Here is a 12,286-nt window from a genome sequence, read left to right as displayed (position 1 = left end):
ATGAAATCCTTCTTTTCCGCGCTTCTGCAAAGCCGCGCCGGACTATTCGGCTTCGTCCTTGTGACGGTCTTCGTCCTTGCGGCGATCCTTGCGCCGTTTCTTGGCCTCCCCTCGCCCACGCGTTCGGATCTCCTTGCGCGCATGGCGCCACCCACCTGGACAGGCCTTTTCTCGCCCGGCGCACACCCCCTCGGTACTGACGAGCTGGGCCGCGACATCCTCTCGCGCATTGTCTATGGCAGCCGGGTCACGTTGATCGTCGCGTGCTCGGCCGTTGTCCTCGGCGGCGTGGTCGGCGTCCTGCTCGGCATCATCGCCGGCTATTATCGCGGGATCGTCGACCGGGTTCTGATGCGGATCGTCGATATCCAGCTCGCCCTACCGCTGATGCTGCTGGCACTCCTGGTCGTGGCCGCGCTCGGGCCTTCCACGCGCAACCTCATTATCGTTCTCGCGCTGACGAGTTGGCTGCGCTACGCGCGGATCATTCGCGGTCAGGTGCTTGCCCTGCGCGAACGCGAGTTCATCCTCTCCGCCCATGCGATCGGTGCCGGCACATGGCGCATCATGCTGCGCCACCTCCTGCCGAACGTGCTCACGCCCGCGCTCGTCATCGCCACCCTGGAGCTCGCCCGCATCATCATCATGGACGCGGCGCTTTCCTTCCTGGGCCTCGGAATCCAGCCGCCGAACCCCAGCTGGGGACGCATGCTGTCGGACGGGCGCGTCTATATCTCCACCGCGTGGTGGATCGTCACCTTCCCCGGCATCGCCATCCTGCTCACCGTTCTCAGCGTGAACCTTCTGGGAGACTGGCTGCGCGATTATTTCGATCCGAAGCTGAGGACGTCCCGATGAAACCGCTTCTGGAAGTCCGTAATCTTACCGTCGAGTTCAATACGGCCTCGGCCACGGTTCACGCGGTGAACGACGTCTCCTACACGCTCGCGGAAGGAGAAACGTTGGGAATCGTAGGTGAATCCGGATCGGGCAAAAGCGTGCACGCTTTGTCCATGGTCGGCCTGATCGCGATGCCTCCGGGGCGGGTCGTGAGAGGCGAGGTGCTTTTCAACGGCAGGAATTTGCTGGCGCTGTCGCAAAGAGAGCTTTTCGACCTCCGAGGCAAGGAGATCGGCTTCATTTTCCAGGACCCGATGACCTCGCTCAACCCCGTCCTGACGATCGAGCGCCAGATCGCCGAACCGTTGCGAAGGCATCTCGGCCTGTCTGCCAGTCAGGCCCGAAAGAGGGTCGTCGAACTCCTTGAACTCGTAGGCATACCCGACGCGGAGCGCCGCGCCGGCCAGTATCCGCACGAATTTTCCGGTGGGATGCGCCAGCGCGTCATGATCGCCATAGGCGTGTCCTGCAATCCCAAACTCCTGATCGCCGACGAAGCGACAACGGCGCTGGACGTCACCGTACAGGCCCAGATCCTGGAACTCGTCCGCGACCTCAAGAAGAAGATCGGCACCACCGTCATCTGGATCACGCATGACATGGGCGTGGTTGCAGGCCTCGCCGATACCGTGCAGGTAATGTATGGCGGCCGCATCATGGAGCGCGGCCCGGTCCGTGCAGTCTTCAACGATCCCCGCAGCGCCTACACATGGGGGCTCCTCAAATCTCTTCCCCATGGGAGCCAGCGCGGAGTGAAGCGACTTTATCAGATACCCGGTAATCCGCCGGACATGACGCGCGAGCCCGTGGGAGACCCATTCGCTCCGCGCAACCGGTTTGCCACCGAGCGCTGCTTCCGCGAAACCCCGCCGCTCGTCGACGCTGCGGACAGCGTTTCCGGCCACAAGGTTGCCGCCTGGTATGACCTCAGGCAAGAACTCGCAAAGCTGGAGGCGGCATCCCATGACTGAAATGGTCACCGCTCAGGAAAGCCCTGCACCGCTCGTTCAGGTGGAGCGGCTTTGCAAGACCTATGGCGGAGAGCGCAGCCTGCTCGGCGCAGCCAAGCCACAGCTGAGGGCGGTGAACGACGTCAGCTTCGCAGTCATGCCTGGAGAAACATTGGGGCTGGTTGGCGAATCCGGCTCCGGCAAATCCACGACGGGCCGTGTGCTCCTGCAACTGGAAGCGCCGACCAGCGGCGACATCCTCTTCAAGGGCAGCAACATCACCGGCTTGTCCAAGCATCTGCTTCGGCCCTACCGCCGGGACATGCAGATCATCTTCCAGGATCCCTACGCCTCGCTCAATCCGCGCATGACGGTCGGCGATTTCGTGAGCGAGCCCTTGATCGTCCACGGCGTGTGCCCGAACAGGTCCGAGCGTCAGGACAAGGTGGCTGCTCTCTTCAGGAAAGTTGGGCTCGATCCAGCCTTCATGAAACGCTACCCGCATGAATTTTCAGGCGGCCAGCGCCAGCGCGTGAACATTGCTAGGGCAATCGCGCTCAATCCTGCCTTCATCGTCGCCGATGAACCGATCACCGCGCTCGACGTCTCGATCCAGGCGCAGATCGTCAATCTTTTCCAGGACCTTCAGGACGAGTTGGGGCTTGCCTATCTCTTCATAGCGCATGACCTTTCCATGATCCGTTTCCTCTGCCATCGCGTGGCGGTCATGCTGCGCGGCCGGATCGTGGAAATCGGCCCCTGCGAGGCGATTTTCGAGAATCCCCAGCACGCCTACACGCGCGCGCTTCTCTCGGCGATCCCGATTCCGGACCCGGACCTGGAAAGCAAACGGCATCCCATCGCCTTCGACGTGAACGCCAATCTGCCGCCGCAATCAGCCGTGCTTGAACCGGTAGGCGACGGGCACTTCGTGCTGCGCGGCTGAGGCCGTTTTCTCGTTTCCCCAAGGAGTGACATGTCCGACCAGATAGACATCCTCTCCGGCTTGGAGCCGGCCTCCGAACTGTACGGCATCCGGCGGGAACGTCCGGATTTCGTGCAAGGTACGGAGATCTGCCGGGAAGCCGTTCTCCGACCGCACGCAGGGTTTGGAATAACCCATTCTATGCGCACCGCACTTGCTGCCCGCATGGCGCGCATGGTTGGGCTTGGTGAGCTTGCGTCTACTTACGAGGCATTGCTGGAGGATGAAGGAAACGCACTCCTTGCGGCGATTGCCGCAGGTGATGATTTGCCTTCCACGGCAGACCGCTTCACGATCGCGTTGGTTCGCCATGCCGACCTGGTGACCAAATCGCCTCGCGACTGCACCCGCGCCGACATCGAGCGGCTTGAAGAAGCCGGCCTCACGAATCCGCAGATCATCGCCCTTTCCGAACTGATCGCTTTCGTGAATTTCGAAGCCCGCGTCATCGCGGGGCTAAAAGTCCTGGAAGAAATCGCATGAGCACACAGCGCTTCAAGGTAAAGGCGCTTTCATGGGCGCCCTATATAGAACCAGTCAGCGTGGAGACGGCGAGCGAGGAGCAGCTGGCCGCCATGCAGGTCACGCCCTCGAACACGAAAGTCTCGCCCTATGTGCGCACGCTCGCGCATGATCCAGAGTCCTACGTGGCGCGCACCAAGCTCTTCAACGCGATCATGTATGCCAAGGGCGGCCTAGATCGCGCGGAACGCGAACTCGGCGCGCTTGTCGCCTCGGCCGTCAATCGCTGCGTCTATTGCGCATCCGTACATGCGCGCCGCTATATCGAGCTCTCCGGGCGTTCCGACGTGGTGGAGGCCATTTACCTGAAGGGTCTCGACGGACCGTTCGAGCCTCGTGTACAGGCTATCGTTGATTTCTGCAGAAGCCTGTCGGAAACCCCTTCAAGGGTCACGAAGGACCAGGCGCAGGCTCTGTTGGATCAGGGGATGTCGAAAGCGGAGATCGTCGATCTCATCCATGCCGCGGCCATTTTCGGCTGGGCCAACCGGTTGATGCACACGCTCGGTCATTCGACGCCCGTCGAAACCAAGTGATCATGAAGAAAGAGGACTATAATGAGCGCTGTTTCCACAGAGAAAGCCCCTGCAGCGGTCGGGCCTTACTCGCAAGCCTATCGCGCGAACGGCCTCCTGTTCGTCTCCGGCCAGCTCCCCATCGACCCCTCGACGGGCGCTTTCAATTCTGAGGATCCCATACAGCAAATGCAGCAATGCCTGGCCAACATCGCCGCGATTGCGGAAGCGGCCGGGACCAGCCTCTCCAAGACCGTGAAGACAACCATCCTTTTGACGGATCTCTCCCAATTCGCGGAGATCAACGAGGTCTACGGAAAGGCTTTCAGCGAGCCCTATCCGGCGCGGGCGTGTTATGAAGTCTCCGCCCTACCAAAAGGTGCTAAGGTCGAAGTAGAAGCGGTTATTCTGCTTTAAGAGGACACCGAGATGGTTGCGGAAGGCCCCGTTTGCCCACCCTGCCCTCCCCTGATGCGCCTGCCCGAAAACGAGGACAGGAGCTGGGCTCGCCGGGCGATCGACATTCTCGAAGGGGATGGGCGCCGCTCTGCGGATACGCATCTGATCAAGCCGGTCTTCCGCGGCCTGAAGGGCATCTCGATCTATCTGAAGGACGAGTCCACCCACCCGACCGGGAGCCTCAAGCATCGCCTGGCGCGTTCGCTTTTCCTCTATGGAATCTGCAACGGGAAGGTCAGGCGCGGCACGACGCTGGTGGAAGCTTCTTCGGGCTCGACGGCGGTGAGCGAAGCCTATTTCGCTCACCTCCTCGATCTTCCCTTCATTGCCGTCATGCCGCGCTCCACGAGCGGGCAGAAGATTGCGGCCGTCGAACGCTTCGGCGGCCGTTGCCATTTCGTGGACGACCCAGCCCAGGTCTATAGCGAAGCTGCGCGGCTCGCGCGGGAGACCGACGGCTACTATCTCGACCAGTTCACCTATGCCGAGCGGGCAACCGACTGGCGCGGCAACAACAACATCGCCGAGAGCATCTTCGAGCAGATGCGCGCGGAAGAGTACCCGCATCCCAAATGGGTCGTGATGAGCGCTGGCACGGGCGGCACGTCGGCCACGATCGGCCGCTACATCCGCTATCGCAATCTCGACACGCGCCTTTGCGTGGTGGATGTGGAGCACTCCGCCTTCTATGAGGCGTATCTCGCCGGCAATCTGGACGCCACCTGCAGCAAAGCCTCCCGTATCGAAGGCGTCGGTCGTCCGCGAGTGGAGCCATCCTTCGTGCCGGACGTAATCGACCACATGATCAAGATCCCGGACGCAGCCTCGATCGCGGCAATGTATGTCCTGTCGGAGCGGCTTTTCCGCCGCGTCGGCGGCTCAACCGGCACCAATTTCTTCGGCCTCTGCTGGATTGCCGCGTGCATGATGGCGGAAGGAGAGGAAGGCTCCCTCGTCTCGCTCATCTGCGACAGTGGCGATCGCTACACCTCCACCTACTACGATCCGGACTGGCTGACGAAGAACGACATCGACATCGAACCCTACCGGGAAATGCTCGAGACATTCCTCGACACGGGCGAATTCGATGCGAAAAGCCTGCTCCTGGACCGGCTACCGGCCAACCGCAACAGTGCAGGCTGAGACGTCGCGATAGGAATTCAGGTTCATTTTGCCGATACGGCAACGGGCGGTGGTTACCCCCGCCCGCTGTTTCAAAGGATCAGCTTCACGCCGGCTCCTGGCCGTCGATACGCTCAGGCCCCTGATCCATTCAGAACCAAATCGCTGGACGGATCGGTTATCTGCTGGAGCTCGACAAAATTTCCGTCAGGATCCCGGCAATAAGCGATGCGCATCGGCCCCACATCCATGGGATCGGACGTGAAGACCACTCCAGCTGCCGATAGCCTGGCGTGATCGGCCATCACATCGTCACTGTCGAAGCAGACATGCGAAAAGCCCTGATTTGAGAGTGCCCGATCGTCGCCACGGCGGGATGCCGGTTCCCTGTACTCGAAAATCTCGAGAAAGGCGTTGCCTGCTTTCAGGACGACGGCGCGCGCTGTGGACTCGGGGATACCGGTGATCTTCCCCGCCATTGCCGCCATCTCGGTTCCCGCTTCCCAGCCGAACGAGAACACCTCCTGAAATCCAAGCAGGTCCTTATAGAAGCCGAGAGCCCTATCCAGATCGCCCGTGGTGATGGATGGATGATGGATTCCACGGATCATCAGCTCTCACCTCCCGCATAGGCGGTGGCTTCGATCTCGACCAGAAGATCGGGCGAAAAGAGCCTGGTGACGCCGATCAGCGTGCTGGCAGGACGATGGCCAAGCGCGTTGAAGGGGCCGACAATCTCACCCCAATTGGCGAGCGTTGCATCCATGTCCGTGGTGAAGACGCGGATTCCGGCGACGTCGGTGAGTCTGTAACCGGCGTCCTCCAGCACCTTGGCGATGTTTTCCATCGTGAGCTTCAGCTGCGCCCTCATATCTCCTTTGTGTTGTGGGGCGCCGTCCGGGCCGGTTGCGCATTGGCCGGAGAGCGTGAGTATGCGGGAAGGGTTGGTGACTTCAGTGGCGTGTGAGAAGCCGAAGCCTTCCTGCCAGCTCCAGGGATTGATTGTTCGCGTTTCCATGTTGTCTTCCTCCGTTGTCCGTCGTGTGATGACGCGGCTTGCGTCTTGCCTGACCGGCCAGTCCGCGCCGGTCAATCTTTTGGCACGCCGAGTTCGGAGGCAACACGGTCGATCTCCTCCCTAAAAAAGGTCATCGCGCCCTTGGCATCCGCCCCCTTGGCCGATGCTTCCTCGACCCACTCCTCTTCGAGGAAGGAAATTTTGGACCGGATGTTCTCCAACACGTCTCCCTCGATTGGATGGACCGTCACGCCGGCCTCGGCCAATTTCGCAAAAGCGGCCGAGTTGTCCTCCTGCCATACGGCAGCGAAACGGCGCACCATGGCCTCACCGCTCAGCTTCTCGATGGCGGCCTGATCCTCTGGGGAGATGCTGTTCCAGGAATTCTCATTCACGACGAGGAACTGGCTCGATGCCGAGAAGCCGCCTGGCAGCGTAAAGAGCTGCGGCATGTGCTGTGTCATGTTGAAATCGATCACGGTCACATAGTTCTGGAACATGCCGTCGATGATTCCGCGTGAAACCTGATCATAGGCTTCGGTCAGAGGCGAGGAGATGGTTACCATGCCGAGTGCATTGGCGAGGCGCTCGACAAGCACGCCCGGTATGCGGATCTTGATGCCGTCCAGGTCTTCCAGGTCATCGACCTTGTTGTTGGTGAAGAGCTGATAGGAACCCGGAACCCAAAGGCCCAGAAGCTTCGTGCCCTCATGCTCGTTCTTGTCGAGGAAGAACTGATTGTAGGTGCGCCAATAGGCGATCGAATTCACCAGCGCGTTCTCGGCCGTGAAAGGAACCTCGACAATTTCCGTGAGCTTGAAACGCTCCGGCGAATAGGAATGGACACCGAATGCAATGTCGGCGACGCCGTTGCGCACCAGCTCATAATGCGCGGCTGGAGCGCCCAATGCAGGGAGGATCTGGATTTTGACGCGCCCCTCGGTCGCCGCCTCCACATCGCGCGCCCACGGCTCGACCATCTTCGTCACAACCGCATGCTGCGGGGGAAGCCAGTTGGAGAACCGCCAGGTCACCTCTTGCGCCAAAGCTGCGGTGTGGCTGGCCAGCAAAGCGATGGATGCCGCAAGAAGCGATTTCTTGGACAGTCTGATCATGTGTTTATCTCCCATTATTAGCAGCTACATGAGTGACGGCAGGAATAGCGCGACGGCCGGGAACAGAATGATAAAGGCAATGCGCACGATGTCTGCGAGAACGAAGTAGATCACCCCGCGGAAGATCGTCCGCAGCGGGATCTGCGGAAGAGCGGAGTTGAGCACGAACACGTTCATGCCGAGCGGGGGCGTAATCAGTCCGATCTCAATCAGCGTCACCGCCAGGACACCGAACCAGATCGGATCGAAGCCCATCCCCGTGACGAGCGGGTAGACGATCGGCAGGGTCAGGAGAAGCATCGACATGCCCTCCAGAAGGCAGCCGAGCACGAGATACAGCACGATGATTCCGGCGATCACCACCCAGGGTGAAAGATCCATGCTGCTGATGGTGCTGGAAAGGAAGCTTGTGAAACCTGCGACATTGATGAAGGTGCCGAAGATCTGCGCACCGACCATGATGACGAAGATCACCGCGCTCGTGACCGCCGTCTCGGCCAATGTGATATAGAAAAGGCGGAAGGTGAGCTTGCGGCGCCAGAGCGTGATGACGAGTGCGCCGACGGCACCGACGCCGGCAGCTTCGGTCGGCGTGAAGAAGTTGCCATAGATGCCGCCGATTACCAAGCCGAACAGGAGGATGACAGCGCCAGCCCCCCGCAAGCCGGCAATGCGCTCACGCCAGGTGCTGCGCGCACCGGCGGGACCGGATTCCGGGTCGATGCGGGTGGCAACCACGATCGCGCCGACATAGAGCAGAACGCCCAAAAGCCCTGGGAGGATGCCGGCAATGAAAAGCTTGCCGATATCGGTACCGGTCATCACGCCATAGACGATGAAGGCGACGCTGGGCGGGATCATGATGCCCAACGTTCCCGCTGAAGCGACGGAACCCGCTGCCAGAGTATCAGAATAGCCGTACCGCTTCATCGACGGGTAGGCGACCTTTCCCAAAGTGGCCACCGTCGCCAGGCTCGAACCGCACAAGGCGGAGAACATGGCACCTGCAAACACGGTCGAAATCGCCAGCCCGCCCCGGAGATGTCCGGCAAAACGGTAGGCCAGGTCGAACAATTCCTTGGAAATATCAGCCCGCGTGATCAGATTTCCCATCAGGATGAAAAGGGGGATCACGGAGAGATTGTAGTTATGAACGGTTCGGTAGGCCGTATCCGCCGCCATGAACGCGGCCGGGCCCCAATCAACGACATAGGCGAAGCCGGCAATCCCGACTGCCAGCATTGCTATGGCGATCGGCACCTCCAGGAGCATGAGCGCGAAAAGCGCAATAATTCCGACGGCAACGACTGTCATAGCTTAAATCTCTTCGCCTGCGGGATTGTTGTCGGGGCGGATGATGGCGGCCAATGCCGAGAGGAAACACATCGCAGAAGCGAAATAGGCGAAGGGGGCCAGAGGCAGTCCGGCGAAAATCGCGCTCGCCTTGCGCGCCGCGAACTGATTGCCCAGCTGCCAGAGATGCCAGCCCAGGAAGATGCAGACCGCCATCACGACACAGCGCGAAAAGATCTTCACCGCCAGGCTCAGTGCCGGATTCCGTTCGAACTGGGTGCGGAGAAATCCAACCGTCACATGCTTGCCGTTATAAGTGACGAGTGGCAGGGCAGCGAAAACCATGAGCCCGACAAGCACCTCGGTGATCTCATAGGCGCCGCTCAAAGGTCTTGCGAAGGTCCGGGCCGTGACGTCTCCAAAGGACACGATCATGATGCCCGCGACGACCACGGCGGCTACGAGGGATAGCGTAGCCGCGACCAGCTTCGATATTAGTGCATGCATTGATTGCTCCCGATTGCGCGGCGCCGATCTCCTCTCGCGGGCTTCGCGATCCCCTTGCCTTGTGGCTTGACATACCACAGAGGATTTCCCTTTCATGCAATGTCGTGCAAATGACTAAAACATTGCGTTTTACGCAACACTGCCATACCGGAACCCGGCATCCATGGCTGGTAAGACAGGATTTGCAGCTTGAAGCTCAACGACAATCGAATCCGATTTCTCTATCAATCATGGCGCAGCGGCTCGATGCGGGCCGCGAGCGAAGTGCTGGACGTGGCGCCGTCCTCCATTAGTAGGCAGATCGCACAGCTCGAAAGCGAGATCGGAATCAGGCTCATCGAGCATGGACGGCGTGAGATCCATCTGACCGATGCCGGCCGTCTTCTGCTCGATTATTATCAGGACCAACTCGCCAGCCAGGAATCACTAAGAAGCAGGCTGCTGGATCTCGTAGGCATGCGTACAGGCCATGTCCAGCTTGCCCTCGGGGAAGGTTTCCTCGGTGAGGCCCTCTATTCGACGATCGACGAATTCCAGGACAGCCATCCCGGTTTCACCCTGTCGGTGCGCGTGACCGACACGACCGAAATGCTGCGGCTGCTTGCGGAAGACGAGGTGCATTTCGGGCTCGCCTTCCACCCCCCTGCAGAACAGCAGATCTTGTCTCGCTTTCGGGCGACCGTGCCTCTCAGGGCAATTGTCCATCCCGACCATCCATTGGCCGGGAAGAGCAAGATCGGCCTGGCGGAGCTGTGCGCGCACCCATTGGCACTGATGGATCAGAGATTCAGGATCAGGCAGACGGTGGATCTCGCCGCAAGCGATTGCGGGCAGAACATATCACCCGTGCTCACGACCAACTCGATCGCGATGCTCATCCGGACCGCTCGCGCAAAACGCGCGGCCACTGTGCTTCCGGAATTCAGCGTGCGCACGGAACTCGACACCGGGCGTCTCGTAGCGGTGGAGATCGATTCGATATATTTTCAATCGCTCTATGTGCATCTGATCACACGGCAGCGACGGCAACTCTCACCCGTTGTTCTTTCGTTGATGCAGAAGGTGCGGGAGCGTCTCGGCCCCGTTGCGAAATATTCCGGATCTGCCGAGCATGCTCCGGCTAATCCTCTGAACCTTCCTTCCTATTCAGGAATTAAGCCCTAATCTCGCACACCGCCGCCGAAGTGGTGTATGGGCACGGGCTTTACGGGCGGCCGGGCCGTGAATTGGCCGATGTCCTCGACGCCACGACCTGTCGCGGAAGAGATGAGCTCCAAGACACTGCGTGAGCAGTAGCGGCCCTGGCAGGCTCCCATGCCTGTTCGTCCCAGCAGTTTCAAGGCATTGGAGGTGCCGAGAAATGGGTTTTGTCCAAGGAGCTCCTCGACTTGCCCTTTGGTGATTTCCTCGCACCGGCAGATGACCGTCCCCTCATCGCGGAGAGCGCGAAGAAGTTCGTCACCGGGATCGGCGAGCTCCTGAAGAAGCGCCGCAAAGGCCCTGTTGCGCCGACAGTTGGAGCGCGCCCTGCGCAGTTCGGCCGCGTCGACCCCATAGCCGGCGTCTCGAAGTGCTGACAGCGCGGCGAGCGCTCCCTCCGCAGCTGCGGTCTTGGCGCCGCCGATGCCCGCAACCTCGCCTGCGACATACAGATTCGCAACGGTCGAACGCATCTCGCCATCATGGACTGCGATCCACCCACCGCCCGTTCGTGACCATCGCGTCGCCGCACCTGCGAGCCGAACCAGTTCGCTGGAAGCCGTGAACCCGAACCCTATCCCCACTGCATCACAGGAGATTTCGCGGGTGTTGTCAGGCTGGGGCAATCCCGTCGCCGGGTTCAAATGGGCCAGGGTAACCGACTCGACACGGTCGTTTCCGTCAGCTCGAAGGACGGCGCCGCTAAAAATGACCGGAACGCCGGCGCGCAGGAGCTTGGCATAGGCTCGGGCGGCCTGCGCGAGAGGCTCTGCAAAGCTTACAGCCACACCGGGTCGCGACAGAAGGCGGCCGGCGCGCCACATGGGCTGGCTGAAAACAACGGCGGCGGGCCGTTCTCCGAAAGCGAGCATCTGCTCGGCGATGATCAGCAGCAGAGGATGCGAGCCGGCAAGCACGATCTTCTTGCCAGGCACGACCCGCTGCCCCTTCATCAGGGCCTGAATGGCACCGGCGCCCATGACGCCCGGAAGCGTCCATCCGGGAAAGGGAACGGGCATATCGTAACAGCCCGTGGCGACGATCACGCGCTTTGCCTCGATCTCCGACAGGCCGTCATCGGTGACGGTGGAAATCAGAAAGGCCTCGCTCTGTGTTCGCTGCGGTGTGAGCACATTCCAAACCGCATGGCCCAGCCGCCATTCAATCGCAGATATGGAAGCGACGGCATTGGCTTTTGCGACCCCGTCCACATAGGCGATGCCAAAACCTTCCGCGCGCTGGCGAAGGTTCTCTGGGGCCTGACGGTATATCTGCCCGCCCGGCGCCGACTGTTCATCGATGACGGTGACCGATGCACCAAACCGGGCACAGGTTTCCGACGCCGCAAGGCCACCAGGTCCGGCGCCAATAATGGCGATGTCGACACTGTTTTCCATCAGAGTTTCTCTCGCGGGGCCACGGTGTTGACGACCATGCCATCCTCGACCGGCGTCATGCATGCCCGAGCGACCACAGGCTCCTGCCCGACCCTGCGCACCTCGACGCGACACTCGAAGCACGTCCCCATTGCGCAATAAGGTGCGCGGGGCTTGCCGCCGCTGGTCCAGCGGAAAATTCCGACACCCCGTGCGAACATCATTCCGGCAAGGGACTCGCCCGGTATCGCTTGGACGCGGACACCATCAAGTTCGAGGCTGATCGTCAGTGACCCGTTTTCGACAGGGATTATGCGCCGCATC

The 12,286-nt window shown here is 60.8% G+C and carries 15 protein-coding genes; 8 read left to right on the top strand and 7 right to left on the bottom strand.

From position 1 onward, the window contains the following. The 7 genes from CHEJ32_RS0119650 to CHEJ32_RS25385 are packed head-to-tail and all read left to right on the top strand — an operon-like array spanning position 1 to position 5,474. On the top strand, positions 1–858 hold the full coding sequence (locus CHEJ32_RS0119650) for an ABC transporter permease (protein WP_028035320.1): 858 nt from the start codon (positions 1–3) through the stop codon (positions 856–858). Then, positions 855–1,871, top strand: coding sequence for an ABC transporter ATP-binding protein (locus CHEJ32_RS0119645; RefSeq protein ID WP_028035319.1), 1,017 nt, complete (start codon positions 855–857; stop codon positions 1,869–1,871). Before CHEJ32_RS0119650 ends, CHEJ32_RS0119645 begins: the two co-directional genes overlap by 4 nt. Continuing rightward, positions 1,864–2,796, top strand: coding sequence for an ABC transporter ATP-binding protein (locus tag CHEJ32_RS0119640; RefSeq protein WP_051469781.1), 933 nt, complete (start codon positions 1,864–1,866; stop codon positions 2,794–2,796). Before CHEJ32_RS0119645 ends, CHEJ32_RS0119640 begins: the two co-directional genes overlap by 8 nt. Positions 2,797–2,826: 30 nt before the next feature. Continuing rightward, positions 2,827–3,318, top strand: a complete 492-nt coding sequence (locus CHEJ32_RS0119635; protein WP_028035317.1) for a CMD domain-containing protein — start codon at positions 2,827–2,829, stop codon at positions 3,316–3,318. Next, positions 3,315–3,893: a peroxidase-related enzyme gene (locus CHEJ32_RS0119630; protein ID WP_028035316.1), complete on the top strand. Its 579-nt coding sequence runs from the start codon at positions 3,315–3,317 to the stop codon at positions 3,891–3,893. Before CHEJ32_RS0119635 ends, CHEJ32_RS0119630 begins: the two co-directional genes overlap by 4 nt. A 21-nt stretch (positions 3,894–3,914) precedes the next feature. Next, the gene (locus CHEJ32_RS0119625) at positions 3,915–4,289 is read left to right on the top strand and encodes a Rid family detoxifying hydrolase (RefSeq protein ID WP_084032871.1); all 375 of its coding nucleotides are present in this window, start codon (positions 3,915–3,917) and stop codon (positions 4,287–4,289) included. Positions 4,290–4,301: 12 nt separating this feature from the next. After that, positions 4,302–5,474, top strand: coding sequence for a PLP-dependent cysteine synthase family protein (locus CHEJ32_RS25385; RefSeq protein ID WP_371179815.1), 1,173 nt, complete (start codon positions 4,302–4,304; stop codon positions 5,472–5,474). A 113-nt stretch (positions 5,475–5,587) separates the two neighbouring features. On the opposite strand, the gene CHEJ32_RS0119615 is transcribed toward CHEJ32_RS25385, so the two are convergent. The 5 genes from CHEJ32_RS0119615 to CHEJ32_RS0119595 all read right to left on the bottom strand — a co-directional run bounded on the left by CHEJ32_RS0119615 (position 5,588) and on the right by CHEJ32_RS0119595 (position 9,386). After that, on the bottom strand, positions 5,588–6,064 hold the full coding sequence (locus CHEJ32_RS0119615) for a VOC family protein (protein WP_028035314.1): 477 nt from the start codon (positions 6,062–6,064) through the stop codon (positions 5,588–5,590). Further along, a complete protein-coding gene (locus tag CHEJ32_RS0119610; protein WP_028035313.1) occupies positions 6,064–6,471 on the bottom strand; it encodes a RidA family protein in 408 nt (135 codons plus the stop codon). The genes CHEJ32_RS0119615 and CHEJ32_RS0119610 overlap by 1 nt, the downstream gene beginning before the upstream one ends. A gap of 71 nt (positions 6,472–6,542) precedes the next feature. Continuing rightward, positions 6,543–7,586 (bottom strand): TRAP transporter substrate-binding protein, encoded by a 1,044-nt coding sequence (locus CHEJ32_RS25380; RefSeq protein WP_051469779.1) that lies wholly within the window; start codon positions 7,584–7,586, stop codon positions 6,543–6,545. Positions 7,587–7,610: 24 nt separating this feature from the next. Continuing rightward, complete coding sequence (locus tag CHEJ32_RS0119600) at positions 7,611–8,900, bottom strand: TRAP transporter large permease (RefSeq protein ID WP_028035312.1); 1,290 nt, start codon at positions 8,898–8,900, stop codon at positions 7,611–7,613. A 3-nt stretch (positions 8,901–8,903) separates the two neighbouring features. Then, on the bottom strand, positions 8,904–9,386 hold the full coding sequence (locus CHEJ32_RS0119595) for a TRAP transporter small permease (protein ID WP_028035311.1): 483 nt from the start codon (positions 9,384–9,386) through the stop codon (positions 8,904–8,906). A gap of 189 nt (positions 9,387–9,575) precedes the next feature. On the opposite strand from CHEJ32_RS0119595, the gene CHEJ32_RS25375 reads away from it, so the two are divergent. Continuing rightward, positions 9,576–10,550, top strand: coding sequence for a LysR family transcriptional regulator (locus tag CHEJ32_RS25375; protein ID WP_051469778.1), 975 nt, complete (start codon positions 9,576–9,578; stop codon positions 10,548–10,550). Here CHEJ32_RS25375 and CHEJ32_RS25370 read toward each other — a convergent pair. Further along, on the bottom strand, positions 10,547–11,983 hold the full coding sequence (locus CHEJ32_RS25370; RefSeq protein WP_051469777.1) for an FAD-dependent oxidoreductase: 1,437 nt from the start codon (positions 11,981–11,983) through the stop codon (positions 10,547–10,549). The two genes, CHEJ32_RS25375 and CHEJ32_RS25370, sit on opposite strands and share 4 nt — an antisense overlap. After that, positions 11,983–12,285, bottom strand: a complete 303-nt coding sequence (locus CHEJ32_RS0119580; protein WP_034658826.1) for a (2Fe-2S)-binding protein — start codon at positions 12,283–12,285, stop codon at positions 11,983–11,985. Before CHEJ32_RS0119580 ends, CHEJ32_RS25370 begins: the two co-directional genes overlap by 1 nt. Position 12,286: the final 1 nt, after the last annotated feature.

The sequence above is a fragment of the Chelativorans sp. J32 genome (genome assembly GCF_000518985.1).
Classification (GTDB): Bacteria; Pseudomonadota; Alphaproteobacteria; order Rhizobiales; family Rhizobiaceae; genus Chelativorans.
The sequence above is the reverse complement of the archived record's forward strand: the minus strand, read 5'-3'. Positions and strand labels throughout refer to the sequence as shown.